Annotated in this window: 13 protein-coding genes and 4 tRNA genes; 8 read left to right on the plus strand and 9 right to left on the minus strand. The window is 49.6% G+C overall.

Annotated elements, in window-relative coordinates; translation table 11 throughout:
- Window positions 1-9: 9 nt before the first annotated feature.
- The 3 genes from VP504_RS06485 to VP504_RS06495 all read right to left on the minus strand — a co-directional run bounded on the left by VP504_RS06485 (window position 10) and on the right by VP504_RS06495 (window position 4,090).
- Window positions 10-1,797, minus strand: a complete 1,788-nt coding sequence (locus VP504_RS06485) for an ABC transporter transmembrane domain-containing protein (protein ID WP_325893491.1) — start codon at window positions 1,795-1,797, stop codon at window positions 10-12.
- Complete coding sequence (locus VP504_RS06490; RefSeq protein WP_325893492.1) at window positions 1,794-3,539, minus strand: SmdA family multidrug ABC transporter permease/ATP-binding protein; 1,746 nt, start codon at window positions 3,537-3,539, stop codon at window positions 1,794-1,796. The genes VP504_RS06485 and VP504_RS06490 overlap by 4 nt, the downstream gene beginning before the upstream one ends.
- A gap of 86 nt (window positions 3,540-3,625) precedes the next feature.
- Entirely contained in the window at window positions 3,626-4,090 is a 465-nt protein-coding gene (locus VP504_RS06495) for an Lrp/AsnC family transcriptional regulator (protein ID WP_039850363.1), read from the minus strand.
- A gap of 194 nt (window positions 4,091-4,284) precedes the next feature.
- Here VP504_RS06495 and VP504_RS06500 point away from each other — a divergent pair, with 194 nt between their 5' ends.
- From VP504_RS06500 to queC, 3 genes are all read left to right on the plus strand, one after another.
- Window positions 4,285-5,355, plus strand: coding sequence for a PLP-dependent cysteine synthase family protein (locus tag VP504_RS06500; protein WP_325893493.1), 1,071 nt, complete (start codon window positions 4,285-4,287; stop codon window positions 5,353-5,355).
- 162 nt (window positions 5,356-5,517) lie between these two features.
- A complete protein-coding gene (locus VP504_RS06505; protein ID WP_325893495.1) occupies window positions 5,518-8,901 on the plus strand; it encodes a calcium-binding protein in 3,384 nt (1,127 codons plus the stop codon).
- A gap of 308 nt (window positions 8,902-9,209) precedes the next feature.
- Window positions 9,210-9,896 carry a 7-cyano-7-deazaguanine synthase QueC gene (queC, locus tag VP504_RS06510; RefSeq protein WP_325893496.1) on the plus strand — a complete coding sequence of 229 codons (687 nt, stop codon included), beginning with the start codon at window positions 9,210-9,212 and terminating at the stop codon, window positions 9,894-9,896.
- A 77-nt stretch (window positions 9,897-9,973) separates the two neighbouring features.
- On the opposite strand, the gene VP504_RS06515 is transcribed toward queC, so the two are convergent.
- Both VP504_RS06515 and VP504_RS06520 read right to left on the minus strand, forming a co-directional pair.
- Complete coding sequence (locus tag VP504_RS06515) at window positions 9,974-10,198, minus strand: helix-turn-helix domain-containing protein (RefSeq protein ID WP_062711059.1); 225 nt, start codon at window positions 10,196-10,198, stop codon at window positions 9,974-9,976.
- A gap of 8 nt (window positions 10,199-10,206) precedes the next feature.
- Complete coding sequence (locus tag VP504_RS06520) at window positions 10,207-10,755, minus strand: DUF2975 domain-containing protein (RefSeq protein WP_062711062.1); 549 nt, start codon at window positions 10,753-10,755, stop codon at window positions 10,207-10,209.
- A gap of 233 nt (window positions 10,756-10,988) precedes the next feature.
- On the opposite strand from VP504_RS06520, the gene VP504_RS06525 reads away from it, so the two are divergent.
- The gene (locus VP504_RS06525; protein WP_325893497.1) at window positions 10,989-11,495 is read left to right on the plus strand and encodes a peptide-methionine (S)-S-oxide reductase; all 507 of its coding nucleotides are present in this window, start codon (window positions 10,989-10,991) and stop codon (window positions 11,493-11,495) included.
- A 41-nt stretch (window positions 11,496-11,536) separates the two neighbouring features.
- Here VP504_RS06525 and VP504_RS06530 read toward each other — a convergent pair whose 3' ends face one another.
- The 3 genes from VP504_RS06530 to VP504_RS06540 form a co-directional block, all read right to left on the minus strand.
- Window positions 11,537-11,854, minus strand: a complete 318-nt coding sequence (locus VP504_RS06530; protein WP_325893499.1) for a DUF1244 domain-containing protein — start codon at window positions 11,852-11,854, stop codon at window positions 11,537-11,539.
- A 126-nt stretch (window positions 11,855-11,980) separates the two neighbouring features.
- Window positions 11,981-15,109: a multidrug efflux RND transporter permease subunit gene (locus tag VP504_RS06535; protein ID WP_325893501.1), complete on the minus strand. Its 3,129-nt coding sequence runs from the start codon at window positions 15,107-15,109 to the stop codon at window positions 11,981-11,983.
- Window positions 15,110-16,177, minus strand: a complete 1,068-nt coding sequence (locus tag VP504_RS06540; RefSeq protein WP_325893502.1) for an efflux RND transporter periplasmic adaptor subunit — start codon at window positions 16,175-16,177, stop codon at window positions 15,110-15,112. It abuts the gene before it with no gap.
- Window positions 16,178-16,470: 293 nt separating this feature from the next.
- On the opposite strand from VP504_RS06540, the gene VP504_RS06545 reads away from it, so the two are divergent.
- The 4 genes from VP504_RS06545 (at window position 16,471) to VP504_RS06560 (ending at window position 17,005) form a co-directional block, all read left to right on the plus strand.
- Window positions 16,471-16,555: transfer RNA gene (locus VP504_RS06545), tRNA-Tyr, on the plus strand.
- A 65-nt stretch (window positions 16,556-16,620) separates the two neighbouring features.
- Window positions 16,621-16,705: transfer RNA gene (locus VP504_RS06550), tRNA-Tyr, on the plus strand.
- 65 nt (window positions 16,706-16,770) lie between these two features.
- A tRNA-Tyr gene (locus VP504_RS06555) sits at window positions 16,771-16,855 on the plus strand.
- A 65-nt stretch (window positions 16,856-16,920) separates the two neighbouring features.
- A tRNA-Tyr gene (locus VP504_RS06560) sits at window positions 16,921-17,005 on the plus strand.
- A gap of 48 nt (window positions 17,006-17,053) precedes the next feature.
- On the opposite strand, the gene VP504_RS06565 is transcribed toward VP504_RS06560, so the two are convergent.
- Entirely contained in the window at window positions 17,054-18,016 is a 963-nt protein-coding gene (locus tag VP504_RS06565; RefSeq protein ID WP_325893504.1) for a glutathione S-transferase family protein, read from the minus strand.
- Between the last annotated feature and the right edge of the window lie 81 nt (window positions 18,017-18,097).

Genomic DNA, 18,097 nt, shown 5'->3' on the forward strand with positions numbered 1-18,097 from the left:
GCCTTTAGCTTAGGCGACTCCTTCCTGCGTTTCTGTCTCACCAGAGGCAATTTGCTCCAGCTCTTCCAGATGTGCTCGGGTTTGTTGTAGCTCGTACATCTGCCAGTAACGACCTTTGTTCGCCAAAAGCTGCTGATGGTTACCCTGCTCTTCCACATGACCACGATGCAGCACCAGAATGTTGTCGGCATCTGCAATGGTGGAAAGACGGTGCGCAATCACCACAATCGTCATGGTATTTCGCAGTGCTGCCAGTGCTTGCTGTACACGCTCTTCGGTGCCGGAGTCGATGTTGGCGGTCGCTTCATCCAGAATCAGGATGCGCGGCTTATCCACCAGCACACGCGCCAACGCCAGAAGCTGCTTCTGACCCGCAGAAAGTGTAATGTCACCAGTGCCAATGGCCGTATCTAACCCCGATGGCAAGTGCTTCACGTAGTCCGCCATATCGACCTGCTCCAGCGCCTGCCAAATCGCTTCATCTGAAATATCACGGCCAAGGCTCACGTTGGCGCGGAAGGTATCAGAGAGCACGTGAGGATCTTGCTGAACCATGGCAATACCAGAACGGAGCGCGTTTTGGGTCAGGGTCGAGAGTTCTCGTCCTCCCAGTTTCAACGTGCCACTTTGCACCGGATAAAAGCCCATCAGCAGGGAGGCGAGCGTACTTTTGCCACTGCCGGTATGACCAACCAGCGCCAGGAAGCCGCCTTCTTTGACTGAGACATTCACATCGGTCAGTACCTGGGTTTTACTGTCGTAGCTGAAGTTCAGTCCTTTGATATCAATAGTGCCGGATTCTATAGCGCGGTCATCGTCGCCATAAACATGCTGCTTGGCATCCATCAGCTCGAACAGACGCTCGCCCGCCATGATCGCTTGTTGTAACAAAGACAAACGCTGCATCAATTCAATCAACGGCTCAGTGACACGGCCAAGGTAGCTGATAAAGGCATAAAGCACACCGACACCAATCACTTCATTGCCATACCAGCCAAACAGCGCAGCCAGCGCCACCAGGGCAACACCAGACATCAAATCAATCAGCGGGCGAAGGTAGATACCATTGATTTTCACGATACGTACTTCGGTGTTGAAGTGTTTCTCCGTCAAATCGGCAAAACGCTCTGAAAAACGATGCTCCTGCCCCATCAACTGAATCAGGCTCATGCCCTGAATTGACTCGCTCATCACACTGTTAATGTCAGTTAGTAAATCACGCGAGTCACGGTAAGCAGGTGACGAGCGGCGCTGGTAGTAATACATCACTAAAACCACGGATGGTATAAGAATCGCCACCACAACCGTGAGTGTCGGGCTCAACAAGTACATAGCCGTCAGCATGGCGATGATCAGCGCCGTCGCTTGTAGGAAACTCGCAACCACTTGTACGTATAGCTCTTTCAGCGATTCGGTATCGTTGGTGACGCGCGATACCAATTTACCTGCTGGCACATAGTCAAACGCCGACAAGGGCTGGTTGATGATGCTGGCATACACGCGTTTGCGAATAGTTTGGACAATTTCAATCGCGATACGGCTAAACCGGATCCCATAGGCGTAGTGCAACAGACCTGAGAGTACCGTAACCGCAATATAGGCTAAGGCCAGCCCCCAAAGGACGTTCGGTGGGTAACAATCCTGGGCAACATAATCATCGAGGAAAATTCGAATCAACCACGGGCCGCTGACATCGGCCACCACGGCAAACAGCAGGAATATAGCCGCCACCGCAAAACCGGCTTTGTCATTAAGCAGGTAACTCAGCAGGCGTTTTAAGGTTTCACGTTTACTCACAGCGCCTCCTCCAATGCCTGTTCCAGTTGCTGATAGCGCTGCATCTCTGAATACCAGCCATTGGCATTCACCAAGGCTTTGTGCTTGCCACGCTCTTCAATATGCCCCTTTTGCAACACGATGATCTCATCGGCCGATTCCAGTGCCGACAAACGGTGTGCAATCACGACGGTCGTCTGGTGCTGTGCGCGGTCGTGAAGATTTTTGAGAATGTGGTGCTCCGTGCGGCCATCCACCGCTGATAAGGCATCGTCCAAAACCAGAATTTCCGCATCCAGCAACAAAGCACGGGCAATAGAAATCCGCTGTTTTTGACCACCGGAAAGCGTAATACCCTTTTCTCCTACAAGCGTTTCGTAGCCTTCCGGGAATTGCATGATATCTTCATCAATACAGGCAAGCTTTGCCGCTTCACGGATTTCTTCGCGTGTTGCGTCCGGCTTACCCAGCGCAATGTTGTCCGCAATGCTTCGAGAGAACAAAAACGGCGCCTGCGTAACAACCGCCAGCTTGCCGCGCCACTCGCCCAGTTTGAAATCACGAAGGTCTGTGCCACCGTAACTCACGCGCCCCTGAATAGGGTCTTCCAAGCGAAGCATCAAAGACAGAATAGTGGTCTTACCGCAACCCACTGGCCCAGCAACACCCAGCATTTTTCCGGGCGCTAATTCGACATTCACATCGCGAAGCGCAGGAATCTCATGTCCGCGCCAAGTGAACTGATCAATCGCGATAGACAAGGTTTCACGCTCAGTAGGTAAGGCTTTGTCGCCGTCGACCAAATCCGGCTTTTCTTCCAACAACTCTTTAATACGTTTCCACGCTGCTGAGCCACGCTCGATGATGTTAAACAACCAGGCAACTGCCAGCATCGGCCAGATCATCAAGCCTTGATATAGGGTAAAGGCAGTCAGCTCGCCCAAAGTTAAAGTGCCATTTGCCACCATGTAGCCACCGCCCGCAATCGAGCAGAAAAACGAGGTGCCAATAGTCAGGAAGATCACCGGGTCAAACATTGCATCGACTTTTGCCACGGCCATGTTCTTCTCGCCTGTGTCATCCGCCACCGCATTAAAGCGGTCAACCTGCTGGGACTCCAACCCGAACGCGCGGATCATCCGAATACCGTTTAGGGAAGATTGGGTTTCTTCAGACAGCGATGAAAAGGCAGCCTGTGAGGCGCTGAACCTATGATGGAGCTGTTTACCGAAGCGATTCACCATAATCGCCATCACTGGCATGGGTGCCAGTGCCAACAGGGTCAGCTCCCAACTGATGGTGGTGGTCATCACGATCAATACCGCAATCCCCATGATCATTGAGTCGGCAAGCGTCAGCACGCCTTCTCCGGCCGTCATCACCACTGCCTTCACATCATTGGTGGAACGCGCCATCAAATCGCCAGTACGGTAGCGCTCAAAGAACCTCGGTGCGTGGCGGGTAAAATGCTGATAGAGCTTGTCACGAAGCACAGTCCCGAGCTGCGCCGCAGCGCCAAACAACCATACGCGCCAGACCACACGCATGAAGTAAACGACGACCCAAAGCGCAATGATTGCCCCTAGCGCCAATAGCATTTGGTTTTTGCTGATCTCACCTGCCATCACACCGTCCACCAGCCAACCAATGGCTTTAGGCGGGATCAGTTCAAAACCGGCGACGAAAAATAGGAGTACAATGGCACCGATATAACGTTTCCACGCCATTCGGAAAAACCATCCAAGTTCTAAAAATATGCGCATTCATCCTCCCTGCGCGAGCCAACTTACTTATCAGGTCTCTGACTTGCCTGACTTTTATTGCTCAAACTTTTATTCGCTGAGTCTTTTTAGAGCGGTAATGCTGTAGTGTATTTCAAAGGCTCCATCGCAAACGTCGACGTGACGTTGGTCAGGCCATCAATACTGTTCACCAGCTTTTTATAGAAGCGGTCAAACGCCGCCATGTCTGCGACCTGTACCTTTAACATGTAGTCGTATTCACCCGCCATGCGATAGCACTCCATCACTTCAGCAAAAGGGGTAACGACATCCACAAACTTGCGGTACCAGGTTTCAGAGTGGTTTGAGGTTTTAATTTGGACAAAGGCAGTGAACGAGAGCCCCAACGCTTCGGGGTCTAAAAGGGCGACACGCTTTTGCAAGATGCCACTTTCTTCTAGACGTTTGAGACGTTTCCAACAAGGCGTGGTAGTCAGGTTTACCCGTTCGGCCAGATCTGACAGCGACAATGATGCATCGCGTTGTAACCAATCTAACAGTTGGCGATCTACATTATCCAGTGAAATTGTCATGACTGTTTTACCATTTTCGCGATTGCAGGCGAAAAATTCTCTCTCACGATAAGCGGGAGAAAACTTTTCCTCAATGGCGACAATAATAGAATGATTTTCTACGGTGAGCGACATTTAGACGAAAAATGGCAAAACTTTACTTCATAAGAGGGATTATATTGTTGGTATAACCTTGATTATTATGAAGTACGCCAATGATGACTGAAGTAAACGCCCCTGCTAATTCCTCAAACTGGGTTTGCGACGCAATTCGTAAAATCGAAGCGGATTTCCAGCGCTCAGCGGATACCCACCTGATCAAGCTGGATCTACCGTACTTCCCAGAGATCGATATCTATCTGAAAGATGAAAGTACCCATCCAACTGGCAGCCTGAAACACCGTCTTGCGCGTTCCCTTTTCCTTTACGCACTTTGTAATGGCTGGATCAAAGAAGACACCACCATCATTGAATCATCTTCGGGCAGTACGGCAATTTCTGAGGCTTACTTCGCCCGCTTGCTTGGCCTTCGTTTTATCGCTGTTGTGCCCCGCACCACGGCGAAAAAGAAAATTGAACAAATCCAATTCTATGGTGGCGAGGCCCACTTTGTGGATCGCTCCGACGAAATATACGAAGAATCCCGCCGCCTCGCGCAGGAGTTGGACGGCCACTATATGGACCAGTTCACCTACGCCGAACGTGCGACTGACTGGCGCAGCAACAACAACATCGCCAAAAGTATTTTCAGCCAGATGAAGTATGAGCGCTACCCTGTGCCAAACTGGATTGTGATGAGTCCTGGTACCGGCGGCACTTCAGCCACCATCGGCCGTTTCATCCGCTACCGTTGTCAACATACTCAGTTGATGGCGGTTGACCCAGAAAACTCGGTTTTCCATGAATTCTACAAAACCGGTGATCAGTCACTCACTTTGGATCGCGGTGGAAAAATCGAGGGCATCGGCCGCCCTCGCGTTGAGCCAAGCTTTATCCCGGGTGTCATTGACCGTATGGAAACCATCAAAGATGTAGACAGCGTCGGCACGGTCCGCTGGCTGGAGAATATTCTTGGCCGCAAAGCGGGCGCTTCTACCGGAACCAACCTTTTTGGTGCTCTGATGCTGGCAGAAGAGATGCAATCACGCGGCGAAACGGGTTCTATTGTCACCCTGCTTTGCGACAGCGGCGAACGTTACTTAGATACCTACTTCAATGAAGAATGGGTAAAGGAAAACATAGGCGATATTGCGCCGACGCTGGAATACCTGAAAAAGTTCGGGTGACAGAAATCGCTTTTTTCCGCTCGTTAAAGCGCACTTCGGTGCGCTTTTTTATTGTTTACAACCAAATGTTTGGTAGCAAATCCCGCTTCTTATTTTAGTGACAAAAATCTCTCAGCTCCTTGGATTAGATAACTTGTGTATCTATTCAAAGGGACTAAAAGCATGCCTATAAAAAAAGCAATTGTTCGAACCGCCCAAGATTATTTAGATCTTTACTCTGACGCAAAATACAGGCTTGAAAAAGCGGGCTATCCAGAACTGGCAGATAAATTTGATCTGTTTAAGAGGAGTGTTGAGGAACTCTTTGACTATATCGATGAAGAGGGAAACATCACCAACCAAGATGAGGTTGACCGAGTCAAACAAGACATTGCAAGTGAGCTTGCTAGCCTTCTCCCTTCGGACAAAGTTGCTATTGCAGCAGGTGCTGCAGTGATACTTGCATTCGGTTCAAGTGCAGCGGCTGTTGCAGGCGCCGCAGCAGTCGCCATTGGAGCTAAATTTGCTTTTGATCAAGTTGCGGAAGCCGCACTGGTGGAGGTACTTCGGATAGTGGAGGATCTAGGCATCCACCGCTTCGAGCCAGTAGAGTCTGATTTTTCAAACTTTAGCGGGGGCGTAGAGGTTGTAGGAAGCTCGAGCGGTGACACTATTACAAGTTCACTTCACGACGACGTAATTAAGACAGAGTTGGGCCCAGACATTATCAACGTTATTTCTGGAACTAACATCATTGATACAGGATTGGATAGTGATACCGTCAACATTCAAGGAGGCAACAATCTAATCAACATGGGAGCCATAGGCGTTGAAACAAATAGCGTGGTCTATACAAACGGGAACGGAAAACAGTTCCTTGTTGACATGAAGAGAATCGACAAAGTTATTGTCAACAGAGGTACGGAGCAAGACGAGATAACGGGCGCAGACATCATTGCCTTTGATGGTATACCCGCATCAAGCAATGGTAGTTTTTCGGTCAAAATGACATTTGACTCAGCCAATGATCTGCTCAACACGCCATCGGGCTATCACATTGCTCCCATTATTGCTTTCATGGGACAGGGCGACGATGTCGTGCAACTCCGGCCTTTCACCGCCCTTGGGCACACTTCCACAGAACATGAATTTTGGGGAGGGGCAGGTCAAGATACTGTGGCCTTTGTTGACCCAGAAGCTAACTCTCTAATCCAAACATTTATTAATCTGGAAGAGGAAACCATCTCACTAGGAAAGTCATCCGGAAGTCATTTCATAATCCATGAATTTGAACACGCAATAGGTACCGACAAACAGGACTTCATCACAGGAAACGAACTTGATAATCAGTTGACTGGACTGGATGGCAATGACTTTATTACCGGAAATGAGGGTGTCGATGTCCTTGACGGAGGCGACGGAAGAGACACGTTAATTGGCGGTCGTGAAGGTAGCAGAAAAGACGTCAATGATGGAGTAAACGATTACCTTCAAGGCGGCGATGGGTATGATACCTATTACATTTCAGTCGAGCATAATTTCGACAGCGCCAATACTACAGCTATCCGCTATAACCCACTTTCAGAGCAATACTACAAAAACTCCAATGTCCTTAACTCTATCGATTACATCAATGATTCTGACCAATCCGGCCAAGTGAAGTTTTCTTTTGATGGCGGTGATGGCTGGTTATCAGGGCTTAGTGACAGCATTGAGTTAAGCGGTATCAGCCTTACCAAAGTAGAATTCGACACTGGCATCTATTTTTATCAGGCAGTCAATAGCTATATATTCGGCGGTCTGCCGCTGGCAGCGGTAAAAATTGGTAATGATCTGGTTTTTGTTGAACAGGAGGTCTTTGGAGCCATTTTCGCCATAAAAGACTTTAAAAACGGTGATAGCGGCATAAGGCTCCATGATAACGCATTGGTCGGTACAGAACTTACAGGACGTTTGGAGGGTACTGAGGCCGATGAATCTCTCTCCTCTGCACCTTCTGCCAATGGTGGGATCAAAATGGAAGGTAAAGGCGGCTCTGATACCTACTCGGGAATGGGCAAAGACACAGGTGATGACGAAATAACTGACGTCGGTAGCGAATACGACGTCGATCGTCTGGATATGTCTAACCTTTCTGCCGCCGATGTTTCCATCTCACGTGGCGGGTCTTCAGGGCAGCAAGACCAACGTTCCAGCCTAGATTCAACGACCAGTAACGACCTGATCATCAAAGGTCTGGCAGGCTCTAACTACGGTGGCAGTGTCACCATTAAAGATTACTTTGGCAACCGCGCCACGAGTATTGAAGAAATATTGCTTGGTGGGCAACTTCTCAACGTCGACGACGTAGTGCGTTCTTTCAATGATTATACACCCTCTCTTCTGGCAGATGATATTTCAGGAAGTGAACTTCGAGATGTGATTGATGCTTCCGACGGTGACGACGTGGTTGCAGGCGAAGGTGGAAACGACCTGTTGATTGGCGGCAAAGGAGCAGACAGCCTAGACGGAGGAGATGGCAACGATTTGATAGTCGCTGACGCAGAAGACACCCAATATCTTGGGGGGAGCGGCGAAGATACCCTGCTGTACATTGGATCCGACGACAGAACGTTCTTTATGGGCGCAGAGGGATTTGAACACCTTGAGGCGGGTTCCGGCAATAATGTCGTTTACGCTTCTTCCAGCAAGGCTGATGACAATAACATCAATGGTCAAGGCGGCGATGACAAACTGTTCGGCTTTGGTGGTAACGATAAACTTCAGGGCGAACAAGGTAATGACACTTTAATTGCTGGCTCAGGAAATGATGAGCTCTATGGCGGAGAAGGTAAGGATGTCCTGAAAGGTGGTAAAGGTGATGACTATCTTGAAGGTGGTGACGGTGACGACCTGCTTATCGGCTTTTTGGGCAGTGATCGCCTAATTGGTGGTTTCGGTAACGACCGCTTGGACGCGCGTTTAGGCGACAACAACTATCTGGATGGTGGATTTGGTGCTGATACGTATATTGGGAGTAACTTGACCGATACCATGATTTTCGATGCCAGCGATTTCGTTGGAAAAGCCAAATACACCTCAAGCGGTTGGGTGAATGACATCGTCTACCGCGCCAGCAACGGCTTTGATGTACTTGAGGTTTCGTATGCTGAAGAAATCGACTTCACCGGAGAAGCCTACAAACAGGAAGGCTCTGCTGCAAAAGGTAATGTGATTACCGGTGTTGAGGCACTCACTGCAGATTGGGGGGAGCAGAATGTGACCATCAACGCCTATGCCATTCAGGCCCACTCTGATACCGAAACAGTCGAAGATTGGGACGCCTTTATCGCCTATCTTGGCGAAGATGAAGATACCTTCAATCTTGTTGGCACAGGCTGGTCTTATCTGGAAGAAGGCACTGTTGATACAGCGATCTCTCCAGAAATGGCGAGGATCGCTGGCCTCTCAGAATCTCAAGTGGCTGAACTATCAGCATATGTCTTCGAGCAGACATTCAACGGATCAACCATAACCATTTGGACAGATGCTGAAAATGGCTATGTGAATGGAGAGATGTTTGTGTGACGGCGAAAGCTATTTGAATGTGGTTTTTAAGCTACTTCTTCAGAACTGAGCGCACTTCAGTGCGCTTTCATTTTTCACCGATAAACGATCTCACTCGAAAGGGACGCATCAAAATCAAAGCAGCCCCCAGATAACCTTGGCGCACAAAAGTTCTGCGAGTCGTTGGGTTATGTGAAAGATGAGACCTACTTTCACTGCTTCCTCAACGTATGAACAGACAGGCAATTATCACGCAGCCATAGAGCTGGGCAATCAGTTAGGCTAAACTCCTGCTCCTATAAACCATCTTTCCGGTAAAGGATGTAGCCATGAAAAAAGCTGTTGTCGTCTTTAGTGGCGGACAGGATTCAACCACCTGTCTGATTCAGGCGCTGTCTGAGTTTGACGAAGTGCATTGTATTACCTTCGACTATAACCAGCGCCACAAACAGGAAATCGACGTAGCACGGGACGTTGCGAACGCGCTGGGTGCGACTTCGCACAAAGTGATGGACGTTGGTCTACTGAATGAACTGGCGATCAGTTCGCTGACCCGTGACAACATTCCGGTTTCCCATGAGCTTCAGGAAAACGGCCTACCTAACTCTTTTGTGCCGGGTCGCAACATCCTGTTCCTGACGCTGGCAGGGATTTACGCTTACCAACTTGGTGCGCAAACTGTTATCACCGGTGTGTGTGAAACCGACTTTTCTGGCTATCCCGATTGCCGTAATGATTTTGTACAGGCGATGAACAAGTCATTGGTATTGGGGATGGATCGCGAGCTTGAAATCCAGACGCCGCTGATGTGGCTCAACAAAGCAGAGACCTGGGCGCTGGCGGATAAATACGGCAAGCTGGAGTTTGTACGCGACCACACCCTGACCTGCTACAACGGCGTGATTGGTAAAGGCTGTGGCGATTGCCCTGCCTGTGACCTTCGCCAGAAAGGTCTGGACAGCTACCTCGAAGATAAAGAGCACGTGATGGCGTCGCTGGACAGCAAAAGTGTCTGATTGCCCTAAGTAAGGTGGATACCCATCTTAAGAAAAGAGGGCTCACTTGAGCCCTCTTTTCTGTTCAAATTTCGCGTCTATTCAGATTCCGCGATTTCGTCAGCAGTGTAGATCAGTATATCCCCTGGCTGACATTCCAGAACCTCACAGATTTTTTCTAACGTACTAAACCTTACTGCCTTTGCTTTTCCGTTTTTCAGTATTGAAAGATTCTGCTCCGTCACGCCCACGAGTTTTGACAGCTCTTTGAGCCTCATTTTGCGTCTGGCCATCATAACGTCCAGATCGATTGTAATTCCCATAGCTTTCCCTAAATCGTGTGCTGGTGTTCTTCGGCGATGATTTGTGCCTCACGCATTACCCAGCCAACTGTCAGTATCATAAAGCCACAGAGTACAGTGACAATATCCACACTTCCCAAAGAGAGTGAAAGCACACGCTCGCCCGGCGGGTTATTGAAGCTGAGAATAACGGATATCAGACCACCAAAAGCCAGATTTGCCAGAACCCAATAGAAAAAGGTGAACCCCAGCATGCGGTAGCAGTTTGCGGTATCTACCGAGAAGATATCGGCAGATTCATAGCGGCGGAACAGTTTGACCAACAAAGCCATACCGTAGAGCAAGACACCGATAGGCAAGGCACTCGCAATAGCGGCAAAAATACGGGTTTCTAAGGTCAACGGCGCTGATGTATAGGCACTGATATCATGCATATCGGTAACAATCCCAAACCGCGAGATAAAATCCAAGTCGGTTTGCGCTGTCATCCAGTAGTAAATAGCGCCTAACGGTAAAAGGCACATCAGTAGTTGGATCGCCCTTCTGATGTTCCGACTGTAAGTTTGTATTTTCTGCATAGCACTCTCTCCTAAAGTATGGGGTTAAGATACCATCACCAAAAAATAGGTCAATAATAAATTATCGTTTATCGATAATTTATTATTGAAAAATACCAAAGGGGGAACGTCCCATTTTAGACTATGTGAAAGCATATTGGCCTCTATCCGGTTCTACTCTTTATATCCAAACAACCTGAAAATGCAGAATTCAGCGAGTTTGGGTATATCTATCTTGTTCATTGGGAGGTGATATGTATCTTGCCGTCAGTGGTACTTGTTACTGGTGCATGGAAGCCATCTTCAATGCGTTAAAAGGCGTGTCGGATGTCGAGCAGGGATTTTTAGTCACGGAAGACAGTAAGCATGTTGAAGCGGTGTTGTTTCGCTTCGACGAAGAGGTTATTTCGTTAGATGAGGTGATCCGTGTACATCTGGACTCGCACGCTTGTACTTCAAACCATTCGTTTCGGGAAAGCTACCCGAGTGCTATTTATCCAACCAATGCCGCACACATGGAGAAGTGTTCAAAGGCACTGGCAAGCGCGGCTTCAGATTACGTAAACCCTTTGGTCACCAAAGTGGTGCCCATGGTGGCGTTTTACCCAACACCAGCGCGCCAGCAGAACTACTTCTGGCGCAATCCATCGAAGCCCTTTTGCCGTCGCGTGATTGCGCCGAAGATGGAAGTATTGAAAGAGCTGTATCCGCAACTATTAAGCCGCGATGCCTTCACCTACCTTTCCGGCGAAACCTCATAAAAAAAGCGCCAATCGGCGCTTTTCTTTTTTGATATTGAAGCTTACTTAGCTTCTTTCGCTTTCTGGCGTGCGTTGAATGCTGCCATTTGCTCATCCGTCGCTGGTAGTTGATGGTTAGCTTTCCACTCACTGTAAGGCATGCCGTAGACGCGCTCACGAGCTTCTTCATCACTCACTTCAATGCCAGCGTTATCAGCTTCGGCTTTGTACCATTTGCCCAAACAGTTACGGCAGAAGTCAGCCAGAATCATCAAATCGATATTCTGGACTTCTTTGTGATTATCCAGATGAGACAGGAAACGACGAAACGTTGCTGCATCCAACTGATCTTGCTGTTCTTGGGTCAGTTTATCCGACATGACTGGCTTCCTTTATCTTCGATTTTTATTTGGTGGTTATGGTAATAAAACATACCAACGGATGCTTTAAAACGAAAGAGCGGACCTAGGATTCTAGGACCTGGACCTGCTCTTCTTGTGTTTTCATCAGTGCGGTTCAAAGTCACCATGGCCTGGGCGGTGTGGCTTGAATTTCTCTAGCTCCGCATTGAGCTGGGCTTCCACATAACCCGGCGAATGCGTCTTCACAGACAGCAGACGGTACATCGCTGGGATAACTAACAGAGTAACCGCTGTGGCAAATGCCATACCGGCGAAAATGACCGTACCGACAGCCACACGGCTTTCGTAGCCTGCGCCCGTCGAGATGATCAACGGAATAGCACCGATAATGGTGGTGAACGCTGTCATCATGATTGGGCGAAGACGGCGCACGGAAGCGTCGATAATCGCTTTCTCAAACGGTTCGCCGCGGTCACGAAGCTGGTTGGCAAATTCGACGATAAGAATACCGTTTTTGGTCACCATCCCAATCAACATGATCATGCCAATCTGCGAGTAGATATTGAGCCCCTGACTGGTCAGCCACAGGCCAACAAAACCGCCAAAGATCCCCATAGGTACTGTTAGCATCACCACTAGCGGATTCACGAAGCTTTCAAACTGGGCAGCCAGAACCAAGTAAGCCACCAACAGAGCCAAACCAAATACAATCAGAATGCTGCTTTGGTTGTCTTTGAACTCTGCCGACTCACCGGAATAGCTGATCGTGATATCTGCAGGCAGCAACTCGATCGCTTTGACATCAAGGAAATCCAACGCATTACCCAAGGTGTAGCCATCACCAAGGTTGGCTTTCAGGGTGATCGACTTCTGTTTGTTAAAGTGACGAAGCGTCTGCGCTGACGCGACCTCTTCCACTTCAGCAAGGGTGTCGAGACTCACCAGATCGCCGTTGCGGGTACGCATGTAGATTTGGCTGATGTCGTCTTTGCTGTTGAACCGGACTTCATCACCGCGCAGGTAAACGTCAAACTCTTCACCGCGGTCTACAAAAGTGGTTTCACTCTTACCACCCAGCATGATTTCCATGGTGTTAGACACTTCATCTGCGCTGATACCCAGTTCAGCCGCACGCTTGCGGTCAATGCTCACCACCAGCTCTGGGGTGGTTTCCGCGTAATCCAGATCCGCCCCCTGAAGGATCGGGCTGGCTTTGACTTCATCCAGCAGTACTTGTGCCCATTTGTTCAGCTCTTGATAGTCAGGGCCGCCCAGAATGAACTGAACAGGCTCGCTCGAACCACCGCGGAACCCCGGCATAAAGGCACGGACAAAGATATCCGGAATACCGCCCAGTGCTTTACGCACTTCGCCCAGCACCTGCGCTGCAGTCTGGTCACGCTTATCCCAATCTTCAAGCTGCATAATCACGAAGCCTGTCTGATCGCCCGCCATACCGCCAAACGCTGGCGCTTGCATGCTGATAGAGGTCAGAACACCTTTATCAACCAATGGCATCAAGCGGCGTTCCACTTCTTCCATGTTGCCGACCATACGGTTGTATGCGGTGCCTTCTGCGCCTTTTACAAAGGCCATCAATACGCCACGGTCTTCCTGCGGTACCAACTGCGCTGGCAGGTTTTTCATTAAGTAAGCACTGCCGCCAATACACGTGAGGATGATCAGCGGAGCCACAAAGCGCGCTTTTACAGCGACGGTGACTGCTGAGCGATAGCCACTCTCGAATCGCTCGAAGAAGTTATCAACCAAGCGGTTGAACGCGCCGCGCTTCACATTGGCTTTGAGGATTTTACTGCCCAGCACCGGCGTCAGCGTCAGTGCCACGATTGAAGAGAAAATCACCGACATCGCCAGCAGTACCGAGAACTCGGTAAACAGCTTGCCGACCATGCCTTCCATAAAGGAGATTGGCAGGAAGACCATGACCAGCACTGCGGTAGTCGCCACCACGGCAAAGCCAACTTCGCGGGTACCTTTAAATGCTGCTACCAGTGGAGTTTCACCTTTCTCAATGTGGTGGAACATGTTTTCCACTACCACGATGGCATCATCCACCACCAGGCCGATCGCCAGGATAAGTGCCATCAGGGTCAGCAGGTTAATTGAGAAACCAAAGAAGTACGCGGCGATAAAGGATGAAATCAGGGAAACCGGAACTGTCACGGCCGGGATCAGTGTCGCCCTCACCTGTCCGATGAAGATATACAGCACCAGAATCACCAGCGCGCCAGTAACAAACAGGGTGCTGTAGACCTCATCAATCGAACGTTCGATAAATACGGTGGAGTCATAATCGACCCACAGTTTCGCGCCTTCTGGCAGGAAGGGCTGAAATTCATCCACCAGTTCGCGAACCGCGATTGCCACGTTCAACGGATTGGCATCAGACTGCGGCACAATACCCAGACTGAGGTTATTCACGCCGTTGTTTTTGTAGGTCGCGTTTTCGTTTTGGGAGCCGATGTATACATCGGCCACATCTTTGAGGTAAATCGGGCTGCCGTCGCTCGCCGTGCGAACCACCAAATAATCGAAATCTTCCGGTGTCTGGTACATGCGTTCGGTACGCACCGTCATCTTAGTGATGTCGTTGCGGATTTCACCACCCGGGCTTTCGAGGTTTTCGCGGCGAAGCGCGGAAGTAATGTCAGACGTCGTGACGCCACGTCCCGCCATCAGTACCGGATCGAGTCGCACATACATCACTTTGTACAGCGCGCCGTAAAGTTCCACCGAACTCACGCCCGTCAGCAGGCTGAATTTGTCTTCCAGCACACGCTGCGCGTATTCGGTGAGCTGAGTACGGTCCATTTCCGGCGAGGCAAGGTTGATATAAATGGAGGCTTCACCGGAGCCATTGGACTTGGACACAATTGGCTCGTCGGCTTCATCCGGCAGTCGTCGCTGTGCACGGGCGACTGCATCACGTACATCACTGACCCCTTCGGTCAGGTTCCAGTCGATATTGAATTCGACGGAAATACTCGACATACCGTTTCGGCTGACAGAGGTAATTTCCTCAATGCCGCTGATGCCGGAAAGCTCGTCTTCCAGAACCTGAGTGATCTGGCTTTCCATGATGCTGGCGGACGCCCCGGCATAGCGGGTCATCACTGACACAACCGGGCTATCGATATCCGGGTATTCACGCACTGCAAGCTTACTGAAGGAAACGATACCAAAAACGAGCAGCAGCAGGCTCAGAACAATCGCGACAACGGGTCGCTTAACAGAGACATCTGAGAGCCACATTTACTTACCCTCACCCTTCGCCGTCAGGTCGTTCACTTTGGTGCCATCACGCATGCTCACCAGTCCCTGAACGACGATGCGATCGCCAATTTCTAAACCGCTTTCTACTGTGACCAGATTATCGATACGTGCGCCAAGTTTCACTTCAGTACGGTGAGCAATGCCTTTGTCATCCACCAGATAAACAAAGCGCTTAGTGCCAGAATACTCGATGCCCTGAACCGGGATGACTGCGCTTATCATAGGCGCGAAACCCATTGTCGCTTCCATCATCATACCCGGACGCAGAAGGCGTTCGTCATTATTGATGTTAATGCGTGCACGAAGGTTCAGAGAGTCATTGTTAACACGCGAGTCGACCGCCGTCAGTTGACCTTCGAAGAACTGACCACGCCAGGCTTTGGAGCTTGCAACAACATTGATGTCCTTGCTCAGCTCTGACAGGTATTGCTCAGGCACATTCACGTCTAATTGCATCTGGGAAAGATCGTCGAGGTTAAGCAGCGCTTCACCAACTGACACTAACTGACCGCGGGTAATGTCTACCAGACCGACCGTACCATTAAATGGCGCTTTGATAAAACGATCATCCAGATCGGCTTTGGCCGAATCCAGACGCGCTTTCGCCACATCAACACTCGCCTGTTGTGCGTCGAGTTCAGTTTTGGTCAGCGCGCCACGCTTGTGCAGCTTGGAAAACTCACGAAGCTTGCGAAGCTCGTCCTTATGAAACGCCTGAGCTTCATCGACAGCCGCTTCAGATTTGGCCGTATCCAGCGTCAGCAGCGCATCACCCTCTTTCACTTGCTGACCCGCTTTCACATAAATAGCCTCAATCTTTCCAGCCACTTCAGGCGCTATAATCACTGAATTTTCAGATTTTAGGTTACCAATCAAAGAGAGGTTTCGCGCAACCGGGCGTGATTCAACTTGGGCAGTAGCGACTGCAATAGCGGGTCTTGCAGGACGCGCTAAAGGTTTATCCGCGGCTTCGGTTTTACCCTGCCAGGCAAAATAACCGGCAGTGCCAAGCACAACAATGGCAGCGAAAAGGACTTTATTTTTCATTTTTTTAACCGTAAATAACAACTCGCGATAGTCTACTCTATGCCTATCCTGCGTGCGGTAAAGTAATGTAAATCTCGTTAAAGATTTACCCGCAAGCAGTCGGCGAAAAAAGCCTCTGGAATATCTTTTGGATACCCCAGAAAACCCCTGTTGGATTCTCGAAATGCGGTAAAATTCCACGTTTCCTATCAGTCAACCGTTTCAACGCCGAAAAAACCAGCAAACGCGCGGCATTTTCGAGAAAAATGCTTTACAGACATGCTTCGTTTGATAATATGCGCCCCGCACAACGTGGTGGGATTCCCGAGTGGCCAAAGGGATCAGACTGTAAATCTGACGGCTCCGCCTTCGAAGGTTCGAATCCTTCTCCCACCACCATCTTTCAGCTTCATTGCGATGTTCATTAGATTTCCGCAGTGCAGCGTACAACTAGAATAACTCGTGGTGGGATTCCCGAGTGGCCAAAGGGATCAGACTGTAAATCTGACGGCTCCGCCTTCGAAGGTTCGAATCCTTCTCCCACCACCATCTTTCAGCTTCGTCGCGATGTTCAATTGATTTACGCAGCGCAGCATACAATCAGAATAACTCGCGGTGGGATTCCCGAGTGGCCAAAGGGATCAGACTGTAAATCTGACGGCTCCGCCTTCGAAGGTTCGAATCCTTCTCCCACCACCATCTATCAGCTTCATTGCGATGTTCATTAGACTTCCGCAGTGCAGCACACAATCAGAATAACTCGTGGTGGGATTCCCGAGTGGCCAAAGGGATCAGACTGTAAATCTGACGGCTCCGCCTTCGAAGGTTCGAATCCTTCTCCCACCACCATCATTAAAAAAGCCAGCTCATCGAGCTGGCTTTTTGCTTTCCTGCAAACTAAACGCTTACGCTGCCATGTGGCGTGGTCAAATCCTGCACTGGCCCTTTTGGCACAACACGGGTTGGGTTGATGTTGGCGTGGCTATAGTAATAGTGACGCTTGATGTATGGCATATCGACTGTCTCAGCCACACCCGCAACCTGATATAACTCTTTCAGATAGCCGAAGATGTGCTCATATTGGGCAATCTGCTGGCGATTACATTTGAAATGCCCCACGTATACCGGGTCAAAACGCACCAGCGTGGTAAAGGCGCGCCAGTCTGCCTCTGTAATTTGATCACCTACCAAGTAACGGCTGGTCGCCAAATGCGCATCCAATTTGTCCAACGCGGAGAACAAATTGTCGAACGCTTCTTCATACGCTTCTTGCGTGGTCGCAAATCCACAGCGGTATACGCCGTTGTTGATGTTTGGATAAACATAATCGTTCCACTCATCAATCTTGCTGCGCAGTGCTTCTGGATAAAAATCTTCCGAATTACCTGTCACCTGGTTGAAGGCGCTGTTTAACATACGAATGATTTCAGACGATTCGTTGCTGACAATGGTTTCGGTTTTCTTGTCCCACAGCACAGGCACGGTGACGCGCCCGGTGTAATCCGCTTTCGCTTTGGTGTACACCTGATGCATGTAGTTAAAGCCATAAAGCGACTCAGGCTCATCAAACTGCCAACCTTTCTCCAACATGTCAGGACTCACCACAGATACGGTGATGTGCTCTTCAAGGCCTTTCAATTTACGGAAAATCAGCGTTCGGTGTGCCCATGGGCATGCCAGCGACACATAAAGATGGTAGCGACCAGATTCTGCTTTAAAGCCACTATCCCCCGTTGGACCCGCTTCGCCTGTTGCCGTCACCCAAGAACGGAAACCAGCATCTTCACGCACGAATTTCCCGCCAGATGATTTGGTGTCATACCAAACATCATGCCAAACACCTTCGACTAATTTTCCCATATCCAATCTCCTGAATTTATCATTCAAAAGTATATGAGAGGGTTAGAAAGAAGTCCGTAGGAGGAATTCGTCAGAGTCGTT

It is taken from the genome of Grimontia sp. NTOU-MAR1 (assembly GCF_035758505.1).
GTDB classification, from domain to species: Bacteria; Pseudomonadota; Gammaproteobacteria; order Enterobacterales; family Vibrionaceae; genus Enterovibrio; species Enterovibrio marinus.